Consider the following 12424-nt stretch of genomic DNA (forward strand, 5'->3'; position numbering starts at 1 on the left):
GGACATGCCGCCGCAGACGGCGAGCGGGAAGGTGCTGTGGCACTTCACGATGTCTCTCGACGGTTTCGTCGCCGGCCCGGGGCACACGATGGGCTGGATGGCCGGCATCGCGGACCGTCCCGGCCTGATCGACGAGTACACCGCGACCACGGGAGCGGTCCTCGGGGGTCGCGCCGGCTGGGACGCGTACCCCGACGCGAGCGCGACGTACGGCGGGCAGTGGGAGGGGGCGACTTTCGTCTTGACGCACCACCCCGAGGATGCGGCGCCCTCGCGCGGTGTGACGTTCCTGACATGCGATGTGGCCGAGGCCGTGGCGATCGCCCGGGCTGCGGCCGGCGGCAAGAACGTGGAGGTCTTGTCCGCGTCGATCGGGCGCCAGCTTCTCGAACGCGGGCTACTCGACGAGATCGACATCCATCTCGCGCCCGTCCTGCTCGGTGACGGAGTGCGGCTCTACGACAATCCCGGCGGCGACGCGATTCCGCTCACACTGGTCAACGGCGACCGGGGTCGGGTCAGCGTCGACCTCCGCTATCGTCCCTTCCCCCGGCCGGATCGATCGGGCTAGAGCTCGACGCTCTCCTCGTCGGGGGTGGGCGTCTGCTGGTGCAGCGCCAGCCGCCACTCCCCGGCCTCCCGCACGTAGACGCTCGACATGAGCGCGTCGAAGGGCGGGCCGCCCGAGGCGCGGAACGCCCGGCCGTGGTACACGAAGGCCGCGGCATCCGGGCCCATCTCGATGAGGCGTTCATCGGTGATCTCGTACGCCGACCAGGCGGGGGTGTCGTCGAGGGATGCCAGCACGGCGTCGCGGTCGAGCACCGAGCCGTCCGCACGCACCATGACGGCGTCGTCGGTCATGACGGAGCCGTAGAACTCTCCGCCGCTGCCGTCCGACAGCGCAGTCCACCCGGCATGTTCGAGGCGCAGCAGCTCGGAAATGTCGAAGCCCATGTCGCCAGTCTCCGGCCGCCGTGTGCTCCGGCGCAACGGACCGCCGTGATCAGCGGTCGTTCGGCCCGGGCGGGGGGAGCGGCAGTTCCTTGTCGACGTCCCACGGCTCCGTCCAGCCGAGGCGATCGAACAGCCCGTCCAGCAGCATCGCGGTGAAGCCCCACACCAGGTGCTCCCCGGTGGCGTGCGGCACGAGGAAGCCCGGCCCCCTCCACTCGAGTCCATCGCGGCGCATGACGGTCACGCCGCGGTTCGCGGGGTCGAGGAGGTCGGCGACCGGCGCACGGAACACATCCGCCGACTCAGCGTCGTCGACCACGCGAACGGGTGACGGATGCTGCCACCACGCGAGCACGGGAGTGACCAGGTGCCGTGAGTACTCGAGCGGAACCTTATCGAGAGTTCCGAGAACCTCGACGCCCGCGGGATCGAGGCCGGTCTCCTCCTCGGCCTCGCGCAGGGCCGCCGCGACCACGCTCGCATCCCCGGGGTCGACGCGGCCTCCGGGAAACGCGACCTGACCGGCGTGCGAGCGCAACGTGGTGGCGCGGGACAGCAGCAGCACATCCAGCTCACGCGAGACCGCCGACGCCTGCGCATCGCTGTTGCTTGCGAGGCCGTCCAACACACCGAAGAGGATGAGCACCGCGGCCGCGCGGGCGTTGGTCTGCGGGTCGGTGGGAACGTCGATCCCGCGGGTGATGGGGCTGACTCCGGAACCCGAGGGGGCGCCCTGGACGAGCTCAGCCAGCTGCGATCGCGCGCTCTGGAGAGCGGAATGGGCGGGCATCCGTCAAGGCTACGCCGCTCCCCACCCGGACGGGGCGAGCACCCCGGGAGGAGCGGGCGCCCCGGGCCAGAGCGGGCGGCCCGGGCCAGGGCGGGCGCCCCGGGCCAGGGCGGGCGCCCCGGGCCAGAGCAGGCGGCGCGGCAGGAGCGGGCACCCCGGGCCAGAGCGGGCACCTCGGCAGGAGCGGGCACCCCGGGAGGAGAAGGCGCCTGCGGAGGACCGAAACCGCCCGAACCACCCTCCCCAACGCACATCCCCTCCCCACACGCCCACCTCGGGCAGACCGGGCACACCGGGCCGTGGGCGCCCCGGGCCAGAGCGGGCACCCCGGCAGGAGAAGGCGCCCCCGGAGGACCAAAACCGCCCGAACCACCCTCCCCAACGCACATCCCCTCCCCACACGCCCGCCCCATTTGCTTGGGCGGGCACCCCGGGAGGAGAAGGCGCGACGGGAGGGCCAAGAGCGGCCGAACCACCCTCCCTAACGCACATCCCCTCCCCACACGCCCACCCCCGTGCCTGGGCGGGCACCGCGGGAGGAGAAGGCGCCCCCGGAGGACCAAAACCGCCCGAACCACCCTCCCCAACGCACATCCCCTCCCCACACGCCCAACCCCCGTGCCAGACCGGGCACCCCGGGAGGAGAAGGCGCCTCCGGAGGACCAAACCGCCCGAACCACCCTCCCCAATGCACATCCCCTCCCCACACGCCCAACGCCCCACACGACCCAACGCCGCACCCTCCCCACGCGCCCGCACCCGGCCCCACGCACCGCTCAACGAAATATCGGGACGAGGCACAGCGTTGCCTCACTCGGAGGCCGCCGTGGGAAGCACATCATCGATCGCATTCGAGCTGTACTCGACGTCGTTCTGCGGCGCCTGCCGCCAGACGCGATCGATGTTGGAACGAGTCAGGCAACTGCTCCCGGATGCGGTGGTGTCCGAGCATGACGTGGCCTTCGAGCCTGGCCTCGCCGAGGAGCGCGGGATCGAGTCGACTCCGACGGTCATCCTGCGTGGAGCCGATGGCGTCGAGGTGATGCGGGCGAGCGGGGTTCCGACGCTGGACCACATCCTCGTGGCCGCCGCCCGAGCCATGGATGCCGGGGCCCGATAACTCTCGGCCCGCTCCCAGCTTCACGGGACCAAAACCGAGGGGTTCCTCGTTCTCTTCAGTGGACGCCACAGCCAGCGGCGCCACCCAGGAGGAATCGTGAGCACCGAGTACCGCAAGACGCCCGAGGCGCTGAGCCGCCTCACCCCCACCCAGTTCCATGTGACGCAGGAGGAGGGCACCGAGCCCCCCTTCCGCAACCGCTACTGGGACAACCACGAGCCCGGAATCTACGTCGACGTCGTTTCGGGTGAGCCCCTGTTCTCGTCGACCGACAAGTACGACAGCGGTACCGGATGGCCGAGCTTCACGCGCCCGATCGACCGGTCAGCCGTGGTCGAGAAGACCGACCGGAATCTGTGGATGACCCGCACCGAGGTACGCTCCTCCGCAGCGGGGAGCCACTTGGGCCACGTCTTCGACGACGGCCCGCGCGAGGCCGGCGGAATGCGTTACTGCATGAACTCCGCCGCGCTGCGCTTCGTCCCTGTCGACGAGCTTGAAGAGCAGGGATACGGCGCCTACCGCGCACTTTTCACCGACACGAAGGAGAACGCATCATGACCACCGACACCGGAGCCATCACCCGCACTCCCGGCACCGAGACCGCCGTCCTGGCGGGCGGGTGTTTCTGGGGCATGGAGGACCTGATCCGCCGCCAGCCCGGTGTGCTCGACACCCGGGTGGGCTACACCGGCGGGACGAACGACCACGCGACCTACCGCAACCACCCCGGGCACGCCGAGGCGGTCGAGATCGTGTTCGATCCGTCGAAGACGACCTACCGCGACATCCTGGCGTTCTTCTTCCAGATCCACGATCCGTCGACCCTCAACCGTCAGGGCAACGACATCGGTGTCAGCTACCGTTCGGCGATCTTCCCCCTCACCGAGGAACAGGAGCGCGTCGCTCGCGACACCATCGCCGACGTGGATGCCTCGGGCCTCTGGCCCGACAAGGCCGTCACCACGATCGAGCCCGCGGGCCCGTTCTGGGAGGCCGAGCCGGAGCACCAGGACTACCTGATCAAGTACCCGAACGGCTACACGTGCCACTTCCCGCGCGCGGGATGGGTTCTGCCCAAGCGCGCCGAGGCCGGCGCCACCGCCTGAGCCGCACGAAGGCCGCGGTCCGCATCACGCGGGCCGCGGCCTTCGTCGTTCCGCCGGTCCCCCAACGCCGCCCCACCGGCCCGTCCCCCGGCGCAGCGCCGTTCGGCCGAGGCAGTCCGCCGACAGCGCGCGCGGCTTCCCCCGACACCGGCGGCCGCGCCCCGCGCACCCGCCGCGGCCGCGACGCTGGGAGAATCGGAAGCATGACCGCTCCGGAGTTCGACGCGCTGACCGAGGCCGACTTACGAGGCAACGGCAGCGTCAAGTGGACGATGTTCCCCGACACGATCGGTGTCTTCGTCGCCGAGATGGATTTCGGCGTCGCCCCGCCCATCCGCGACGCGCTGGAAGGCGCGCTGGACAAGGGCCTCACCGGGTATCTGCCCGCACATCTCGAGAACGACCTCGCCGCAGCGACGGCGCGCTGGTACCGCGAGGCCTACGGCTGGGACGTCCCTGCCGAGCGCGTGCACCACGTGCCCGACGTCATCGCGGCGCTCGAACTCGCCATCGAGCGGTTCACCGAGCCGGGTTCGGCCGTTATCGTCCCCACTCCGGCCTACATGCCGTTCCTCACCGTGCCGCCGCTCCACGGCCGGCGCGTGATCGAGGTGCCGAGCATCGCGGTCGACGGGCGGATGATGATGGACCTCGACGGCATCGCGAAGGCGTTCGATGACGGTGCCGGTCTTCTCGTGCTGTGCAATCCGCACAACCCCCTCGGCACTGTGTTCACGAGAGAAGAGCTGGAAGCGGTCTCCCGGGTGGTGGAGGCCAAGAACGGCCGGGTGTTCGCGGACGAGATCCACGCTCCGGTCGTCTACGCACCGGCGCGGCACATCCCGTACGCGTCCCTCTCCGCCGTGGCGGCCGGCCATACGATCACGGCAGCCTCGGCCTCGAAGGCCTGGAACCTCGCCGGACTGAAGTGCGCGCAGGTCATCCTCTCGAACGAGGCGGATGCGGCGGCGTGGACGGAGTTCGGATTCTGGGCCGGCCACGGCACCTCCACCCTGGGCGTCGTCGCGAACACGGCGGCGTACACGTCCGGCGGCGTCTGGCTCGAGGAAGTCGTCCGCTACCTCGACGGCAACCGCACACACCTGGCCGACCTCGTCGCCGAGCTCCTGCCCGAAGCACGGATGGTCCTCCCCGAGGGCACCTACATCGCCCTGATCGATCTCCGCGCATACGGGATCCCCGGCGACCAGGCGGAGTGGTTCCGCACCTCCGCCCGGGTCGCCATGACCGACGGCGCCGCCTGTGGAGCCGCGGGCATCGGGCACGTGCGCTTCGTCTTCGCCCTCCCCCGCCCGCTGCTGCGCGAGGCGGTCGAGAGGATGGCCGCCGCCCTCGCCGCCCGGCCCGTCGCGGCCTGACGCACTCGGACAACAGCCGAGCGCTTCCGGGGCTCACGAGGCACACTGGTGCACATGAACGACGGTGCCGAGAGGGCGTGGGTCCTGCACGTCGACCTCGACCAATTCATCGCGGCGGTCGAGGTGCTCCGGCGGCCCGAACTCGCAGGCAAGCCCGTGATCGTCGGCGGACGCGGCGACCCGACGGAGCGCGCCGTCGTGTCCACAGCCTCCTACGAAGCCCGCGCGTTCGGCGTCGGGTCCGGGATGCCGTTGCGCCTGGCCGCCCGGAAGGTGCCCGATGCCGTCCTGCTGCCGGTGGATGCCCCCGCTTACACCGCGGCGTCGGAGGAGGTCATGGCGACGCTGCGCGCGCAACCGCGAGCCGTGGTCCAGGTTCTCGGCTGGGACGAGGCCTTCGTGGGCGTGACGACCGGCGACCCCGAGGCCTACGCACGCGGCATTCAAGCCGCGGTCCTCGAGCGCACCCGGCTGCACTGCAGCGTCGGCATCGGCGACACCCTCGTGCGCGCGAAGGTGGCGACCGGCTTCGGAAAGCCTCGCGGCGTGTTCCGACTCACCGCTGAAAACTGGCTCGACGTCATGGGCGAACGCCCGACGATCGACCTGTGGGGCGTGGGCTCGAAGATCTCCCGCCGGCTCGCGGCGCTGGGCATCCAGACGGTCGACGAGCTCGCGCGAACGGATGAGGCGGCGCTCGTGGCGGAATTCGGACCCCGCATGGGCCCGTGGTATCGCTCGCTCGGCCGCGGCGATGGCACGAGCGTCGTCGATGACACGCCGTGGGTGCCCCGCGGCCACGGGCGCGAGACGACGTTCCAGCAGAACGTCGTCGCCCCGGCCGAGATCGAACAGGCCGCCCGCGAGCTTGCCTCGCAGGTGCTCGATGATGTCGCCGCCGAGGGCCGGCCGGTCGTCGGGGTCGGCCTGAAGGTGCGGTACGCGCCGTTCCTCACGAAGACGTTCACACGAAAGGTGGCGACGACCTTCGATCGGGATGCGGTGGTCGCCGAGATTCTCGCGCTCGTGGCGAAGATCGAACCCGACCGCCCACTGCGGCTCTTAGGCGTCCGCGCGGAAATGCAGATGCCGGACGACGCGCGTGAGGGACACACTCCGACCCGTGGGGGCTGGTGAGGGGCGGAGTCAGGACTTGTCCGCCGCCGCTCGAGCCGTCGATGCATCCGGCATCATCTCGGGGCAGACGCCTCCGGCTTCGACGGTGCGCTGGTAGTGCCACGGCTCGTTCGCGTACACCTGGCACAGACCGAACTGCGCCCCGTGCTGGCTGAGCCAGGACTGGGCATCGACGGGGACGATGTCGACGGCATCCCCCTTCGCATGGGCCGACTCTTCGGGCGAAGCGACGAACTGGCGCGCGATCTCTTCGCTGCCGTATGTCTCCACCGCTTGCGCGAGCAACCAGCCCTGATACTCACGGCTCCGCCATCCGCTGGTGATCTCGAACGTCACGCCCTCCCCGCGAGCCTCGATCCCGGCGTCCCGCAGCGCGCCCAGGAGGGAGGGATCGAGGTTGGCGAGCGCCGGCAGGTGGTCGTCGTCAAGCGTGACTGCAGCACCCTCCGGGATGAGCCCATCCTGCGCCCGCGGCGCGAACGGCGTCAGGGCGAACGACGCCGCGAACCCCGTCGCGACGATGAGGAGCACAGCGAGGATGACGGCAAGGCCGGCCCCCACCGCGACGAAGACGGCCGGACGGACACGGCGGACGGTGGTCGGGAGGTGAGGAGCGATCTGCATGGAGCCATCCCACGCAGGGGCCGGTTGCCACGGCGTATGCCGGTTCTCATACGCCGGCGATATGCCGTCCCGCCTACCATGGGGCCGTGCGCGTGTTGATCGTCGAGGATGAGGTGTACCTCGCAGAGGCGATCCGCGATGGGCTCCGGCTGGAAGCGATCGCCGCCGACATCGCCGGCGACGGGGACACGGCGCTCGAGCAGCTGGCGGTCAACACCTACGACGTCGTCGTCCTCGACCGCGACATCCCTGGGCCCAATGGAGACGAGATCGCCCGTTCGCTGTCACGTACCCCGGCGAGCCCGCGCGTCCTCATGCTGACCGCGGCCGACCGGCTCGACGACAAGGCCACCGGGTTCGAGAGCGGCGCCGACGACTACCTCACGAAGCCCTTCGCGCTGCGCGAACTCGTGCTGCGCCTTCGAGCGCTCAGCCGACGGCCCTCGGCGGGCGCGCCGCCGGTGATCGAATACGCCGGGCTGCGGCTCGACCCGTTCCGCCGCGAGGTGTACCGCGACGACCGATATGTGGCCCTGACCCGCAAGCAGTTCGCCGTCCTCGAGGTGCTGCTCTCCGCGCGCGGCGGCGTGGTGAGCGCCGAGGATCTCCTCGAGCGCGCGTGGGATGAGAACGCCGACCCCTTCACCAACGCCGTGCGCATCACCATCTCGGGCTTACGCAAGCGGCTCGGCGAGCCGTGGACCATCGAGACGGTCGCCGGTGTCGGCTACCGAATGAGCGCGGCGCATGACGACGGCTGAGGCCGCTCGGCCTGCCGGCCTGTCGGTACGGATCAAACTCGCACTCAGCTACGCGGGTTTCCTCCTCATGGCCGGCATCGCTCTGTTCGCCGTCGGGTTCCTCCTGCTGCGATTCGTTCCCGAAGGCGACGTCCAGGTGTTCGGCGGGGGGTTCGCTCCCAACCGGTCCGACCTGATGGAGGTGTTCGTCCGGTACGCGTGGTGGGCTCTCGTGGCACTCGTGCTGTTCGGGCTGGTCGGCGGATGGATCCTCGCCGGGCTCGTGCTGCGACCACTCGACCGCATCACCGCCACGGCTCGCCGGGCGCGCGACGGGTCGCTGGATTCCCGCATCCGGCTCCCCGGGCGGCGGGACGAGCTCACCGACCTTGCCGACGCGTTCGACGCGATGCTCGACCGCGTGCAGCAGACCCTCGAGGAGGAGCGGCGATTCGCGGCGAACGCGTCGCACGAGCTGCGCACCCCGCATGCCATCGTGCGGACGCTCGTCGAGGTGGCTCAAGCCGACCCGGCCGGCCGCGACGTGGACGAGGTGCTCCGCAGGATCGGCGAGACGAACGACCGGGCGATCGCGACCACCGAGGCCCTTCTCGCCCTCGCCCGCGTCGGACGCGGAGGAACGCCGGGGTCGGAGCCGCTCGACCTTGCCGCCATCGCTGCCGAGGCGATCGACGACACGGCGCCGGATGCGGCGGCCGCCGGCATCCGCATCGACCGCGATCTGCGGCCCGCCCCGACGCTCGGCGACCCGACGCTTCTCGCCCGCCTGGCGGGAAACCTCGTCCACAACGCCGTGGTGCACAACGAGCACGGAGGTCAGGTCCTCGTGAGGACCACGGAGCTTCCGGGCGCGGCGGGACTCGCCGTCGTCAACACCGGTCCGATCATCGACCCGACCACGGCGGCCACCCTGACCGAGCCGTTCGTCCGCGGCGCGGGGCGCACCCGCGGAAGCGGATCGGGCGACGGGTCGGGCCTGGGCCTGGCGATCGCCGCCGCCATCGTGCGCGCTCATTCCGGGACGCTCGAGGTGACGGCGCGGCGCGAGGGCGGACTTCAGGTGCGCGTCACCCTTCCCCGCTGACTGCGGACCGCGCCTGCCACCGCCCGTACCGCGGTCACCGCAACGACCCCGATCGCGCTGCCGACGGTGTTCCACAGGACGTCAGCCGCGTCGGGGATGCGGCCAGGGATCGAGGTCTGCGCATATTCGACGGCGATGGACACCGCCATGCCCGCGAGCATGGCGAAAGGCCAGCCTCGACGCGGGAGCACCAGCGCGACGGTCGCGCCGAGGGGCACGAACATGGCCGTGTTCATCAGCCGCTCCGCCTCGGCGTACCCGGCGCCGGCGAACAGGGGCACGGTCACCGCGTCCGCCCATCCCAGGAACGCCGCCCTGGCGGGCCCGACCAGCATCTGCGGCGCGAGGGTCAACACGGCCACCAGAAGGAGGGCGGCAGCGGCGAGAAGAGCGCGGGTGATGTAACGCATGCCCCCATCTCAGCGGGAGCGGTGTTGCGTCAGCGTATGCGCGTCAGCCCTGCGCGAGTTGCGAGACGTCGTCCCACTTCTCCCACGTTTCCAGACGGGACTCGTAGTCGCGGCGGGCGACCTTGAGCGGTGTCGTTCCGAAGAAGACCCGCAACGGCGGCTCGTCCGCATCCACGACCCGAAGGATCGCCTGCGCCGACGCCGTCGGGTCGCCGGGGGCCTGCGCCGCGCGTTGCTGCGCGCGGCGCTCACGGGCGGCATCGTACGCGGGGAGAGGGTCGGCATGACGGGAGCTCGCACCCGACCAGTCGGTGGCGAAGCCCCCCGGCTCGACGATGGTGACCTTGATGCCGAACTCCGCGACCTCGAGCGCCAGAGCCTGCGAGAACCCCTCCAGCGCCCACTTCGACGCGTGATAGGCGCTCAGATTCGGGAAGGCTGAGATCCCACCGATCGACGACACCTGGATGATGTGCCCCGAGCCCTGCTCGCGCATGATCGGGATCGCCGCCTGCGTGACCCACACCGCCCCGAAGAGATTGGTCTCCATCTGGTCGCGGATGTCCTTCTCGCTGAGCTCCTCCGCCATGCCGAACTGCCCGTAGCCGGCGTTGTTGATGATGACGTCCAGGCGCCCGAAGTGCTCGAAAGCCTGCTGCACCGCGGCGAAGTCGGCCGCACGGTCGGTGACGTCCAGCTCGATCGGCAGAAGTGCATCGCCATACTGCTGAACAAGGTCGTTCAGGCTCGAAACGTCCCGCGCGGTCGCGGCGACCCGGTCGCCGCGCGCCAGGGCGGCCGACGCCCACTCCCGTCCGAAGCCACGGGAGGTGCCGGTGATGAACCACGTCTTCTGTGCCATATCGAGCACGTTATCCCCCGGCCGGTGGGCGGAGGGCGGCCGAGGGCGAAATGGGGTACAACTTCCTACAGGCAGTGCATGCCGAGCGGTCAAAGACCGGAGTGGTCATCTCGCGAAGCCCTGGCGAGTTGCGCGAAGACGTCGAACGCGGGGTTCCGCACCCGTGCGAGCACTTGATCCGGGCCGCGAACGAGGTCGACGAGTCCGAAGGTGAGGAACCATTCATCGGGCGTCTTCTGATCGAACCGGTAGAGCCAGTCCACCATGGTAAAGAACGGGAACCACGTGTACGCGATGATGCGGTGGCCCTCGTCGCGCATCGCCGCGAGCTCGGCTGTCGAATCCCGGAGCCACTCGATGCGTTCCTCGACGGTGCCGACGAGGGAGGTCTCCGTCACCGCGAGGGGGAGATCGTAACGCTCGGCGTAGCTGTTCACCAGGTCGCGCAGGCCGGCTGCTCCCGCGCCTACCGGCGTGATCACACCGTCCTGCATGCGCGAGGTGGTGAAGTGCGGGTAGTAGTTGACCCCGATGACATCGGGAGTTACGGCGTTGTCGCGGAACCAGGCGAGGTCGCCGGCTGTGACACCGTGCGAGGCGAGCCAGCGACCCAGGATCGTGTCCGCCTGCACGCGTCCGGTGATGAGATCCAGCGCGGCGAAGCGCCGCTCTTCGAGTAGCTCCCGCGCCAACGGAGACGTGTCGCCCTCGTATCGGAACCCCGCGTCCACGTGGACAAAGGTCGCCTCCGGCTGCACGGCCGCGATCTCCTGCTGGGTCCGCACCATCCCACGCGCCAGCGCGAGGAGCACCGTGACGAATCCGTCGTGGCCGACGAGGTAAGGCGGCCAGGCGCCGTTCTGCCCGCACCACTCCGCGTTGACAATGGGCTCGTTCAGCGGTGTGAAGTCTGTCCAGACGCCTCGGTAGCGCTCGGCCACGGCACGACCGTACGCGGCCACCCGCTCGGGGTATCCGGTATTGAGGAAGGAGTTCTCCAGCCACAGAGGGGTGCCGTAGTGCATGAGGTCCACGACGCACCGGAGACGGAGCTCCTGCATCTTCGTCGCCACCTCATCGAGCCAGGCCCAATCAAATTCGCCCGGGCGCGGCTCGACCAGGTACCAAGGGATGCCCCACCGAATGAACTCGGCTCCAGCGCTGGCCGCGAGTTCGAGGTCCTCGCGCCAGTGAGAGTAGTGCTGCGTCAACTCGTACTCGTCGAGCTTGCGATGCCCCGGTCGTTCCTGGGGGATGAAGGTGTCCTCGATTCCGACTCCGTAGTGCAGCCGGTTCTCTCGATACCAACGAACGTCGCTCACGCCGCAGCCTTTCGTTTGGGGACGGGTGGGATCACTTGAGACCCGTCGTGGCGATTCCGGCGACGAAGCTCCGCTGGATCAGCAGGAAGAAGATGATCACCGGCAGAAGCGCGAGCAGCGATCCGGCCATGAGCAGCCCGTACTCGACCACGTGCTGCCCCATGAAAAGCGCCAGACCCGCGGGAAGCGTCGAGGTCTCCACCGAGGAGGACATCACCAGCGGCCAAAGAAGATCGTTCCAGTTGTACTGGAAATGGAAGAGCCCCAGCGTCAGCAGCGCCGGCCGCGCGAGCGGCATGATGATGCCCCAGTAGATCCGCCACTCGGATGCGCCGTCCACGCGTGCCGCCTCTTCCAAGTCCTTCGGTAGTGACAAGAAGAACTGCGTGAGGAAGAAGATCCCGAACGCATTGGTCATCCGCGGGATGATCAGACCGGGAAGAGTGTTGGTCAGGCCGAGACCGTTGAGCATGTCATAAAGCGGAATGAGCGTGACCTGGAACGGCAGCATGAGCAGCAGCAGAATCCCGACGAAGACGACCCCACGACCGCGGAACGGGACCCGCGCGAGGGCGTATGCCGCCATGGAGTCGAACAGCAGTGAGATGACCGTCACCGAACCGGCGAAGATGATCGTGTTCACGTAGAGCCGAGCGAACGGGATCCGTTCCCACACGTCGATGAAGTGCGCGACGGTCAGCTCACGCGGCCACAACGTCGGCGGGTACGACACGATGTCGGCTTCCGGCTTGAACGCGGTGAACAGCATCCAGATGATCGGCAGCAGCATGAGCAAACCGATCGCGACCGACGTGATCGCGAGCAACCACGTTGCCAGGCGCGGGCGACCGCCTCGGCGTCGCGTCACG

The 12424-nt window shown here is 69.7% G+C and carries 15 protein-coding genes; 8 read left to right on the plus strand and 7 right to left on the minus strand.

Annotation, left to right across the window (positions count from 1 at the left end; translation table 11 throughout):
* The first annotated feature begins 4 nt into the window (after positions 1–4).
* Positions 5–571 carry a dihydrofolate reductase family protein gene (locus tag AC4FS1_RS05190; protein WP_491155643.1) on the plus strand — a complete coding sequence of 189 codons (567 nt, stop codon included), beginning with the start codon at positions 5–7 and terminating at the stop codon, positions 569–571.
* Here the strand turns inward: AC4FS1_RS05190 and AC4FS1_RS05195 are convergent.
* Both AC4FS1_RS05195 and AC4FS1_RS05200 read right to left on the minus strand, forming a co-directional pair.
* Positions 568–957 (minus strand): nuclear transport factor 2 family protein, encoded by a 390-nt coding sequence (locus AC4FS1_RS05195; RefSeq protein WP_491153192.1) that lies wholly within the window; start codon positions 955–957, stop codon positions 568–570. The two genes, AC4FS1_RS05190 and AC4FS1_RS05195, sit on opposite strands and share 4 nt — an antisense overlap.
* 49 nt (positions 958–1006) lie before the next feature.
* Positions 1007–1747, minus strand: coding sequence for an NUDIX hydrolase (locus AC4FS1_RS05200; protein ID WP_491153193.1), 741 nt, complete (start codon positions 1745–1747; stop codon positions 1007–1009).
* A gap of 826 nt (positions 1748–2573) precedes the next feature.
* Here AC4FS1_RS05200 and AC4FS1_RS05205 point away from each other — a divergent pair.
* From AC4FS1_RS05205 to AC4FS1_RS05225, 5 genes are all read left to right on the plus strand, one after another.
* Positions 2574–2867 carry a thioredoxin domain-containing protein gene (locus tag AC4FS1_RS05205; RefSeq protein ID WP_491153194.1) on the plus strand — a complete coding sequence of 98 codons (294 nt, stop codon included), beginning with the start codon at positions 2574–2576 and terminating at the stop codon, positions 2865–2867.
* A 96-nt stretch (positions 2868–2963) separates the two neighbouring features.
* Complete coding sequence (msrB, locus tag AC4FS1_RS05210) at positions 2964–3428, plus strand: peptide-methionine (R)-S-oxide reductase MsrB (protein WP_491153195.1); 465 nt, start codon at positions 2964–2966, stop codon at positions 3426–3428.
* On the plus strand, positions 3425–3976 hold the full coding sequence (gene msrA / locus AC4FS1_RS05215) for a peptide-methionine (S)-S-oxide reductase MsrA (protein WP_491153196.1): 552 nt from the start codon (positions 3425–3427) through the stop codon (positions 3974–3976). The genes msrB and msrA overlap by 4 nt, the downstream gene beginning before the upstream one ends.
* A 203-nt stretch (positions 3977–4179) precedes the next feature.
* A complete protein-coding gene (locus AC4FS1_RS05220) occupies positions 4180–5355 on the plus strand; it encodes a MalY/PatB family protein (protein WP_491153197.1) in 1176 nt (391 codons plus the stop codon).
* A 54-nt stretch (positions 5356–5409) separates the two neighbouring features.
* On the plus strand, positions 5410–6492 hold the full coding sequence (locus tag AC4FS1_RS05225; protein WP_491153198.1) for a DNA polymerase IV: 1083 nt from the start codon (positions 5410–5412) through the stop codon (positions 6490–6492).
* 9 nt (positions 6493–6501) lie between these two features.
* On the opposite strand, the gene AC4FS1_RS05230 is transcribed toward AC4FS1_RS05225, so the two are convergent.
* Positions 6502–7116 carry a M15 family metallopeptidase gene (locus AC4FS1_RS05230; RefSeq protein WP_491153199.1) on the minus strand — a complete coding sequence of 205 codons (615 nt, stop codon included), beginning with the start codon at positions 7114–7116 and terminating at the stop codon, positions 6502–6504.
* 86 nt (positions 7117–7202) lie between these two features.
* Between AC4FS1_RS05230 and AC4FS1_RS05235 the strand changes: the two genes are divergently transcribed.
* Together AC4FS1_RS05235 and AC4FS1_RS05240 are read left to right on the plus strand one after the other, a co-directional pair.
* Entirely contained in the window at positions 7203–7877 is a 675-nt protein-coding gene (locus AC4FS1_RS05235; protein ID WP_491153200.1) for a response regulator transcription factor, read from the plus strand.
* Positions 7864–8961, plus strand: coding sequence for a sensor histidine kinase (locus tag AC4FS1_RS05240; RefSeq protein WP_491153201.1), 1098 nt, complete (start codon positions 7864–7866; stop codon positions 8959–8961). The genes AC4FS1_RS05235 and AC4FS1_RS05240 overlap by 14 nt, the downstream gene beginning before the upstream one ends.
* Here AC4FS1_RS05240 and AC4FS1_RS05245 read toward each other — a convergent pair.
* From AC4FS1_RS05245 to AC4FS1_RS05260, 4 genes are all read right to left on the minus strand, one after another.
* Positions 8934–9371, minus strand: a complete 438-nt coding sequence (locus AC4FS1_RS05245) for a VanZ family protein (RefSeq protein ID WP_491153202.1) — start codon at positions 9369–9371, stop codon at positions 8934–8936. The two genes, AC4FS1_RS05240 and AC4FS1_RS05245, sit on opposite strands and share 28 nt — an antisense overlap.
* A 43-nt stretch (positions 9372–9414) precedes the next feature.
* The gene (locus AC4FS1_RS05250; RefSeq protein WP_491153203.1) at positions 9415–10233 is read right to left on the minus strand and encodes an SDR family oxidoreductase; all 819 of its coding nucleotides are present in this window, start codon (positions 10231–10233) and stop codon (positions 9415–9417) included.
* Between the two features lie 89 nt (positions 10234–10322).
* Positions 10323–11555 carry a beta-galactosidase gene (locus AC4FS1_RS05255; RefSeq protein WP_491153204.1) on the minus strand — a complete coding sequence of 411 codons (1233 nt, stop codon included), beginning with the start codon at positions 11553–11555 and terminating at the stop codon, positions 10323–10325.
* A gap of 31 nt (positions 11556–11586) precedes the next feature.
* Positions 11587–12423 carry a carbohydrate ABC transporter permease gene (locus tag AC4FS1_RS05260; RefSeq protein ID WP_491153205.1) on the minus strand — a complete coding sequence of 279 codons (837 nt, stop codon included), beginning with the start codon at positions 12421–12423 and terminating at the stop codon, positions 11587–11589.
* Position 12424 lies beyond the last annotated feature (1 nt).

The sequence above is a fragment of the Microbacterium sp. Z12_35 genome, assembly GCF_058310475.1.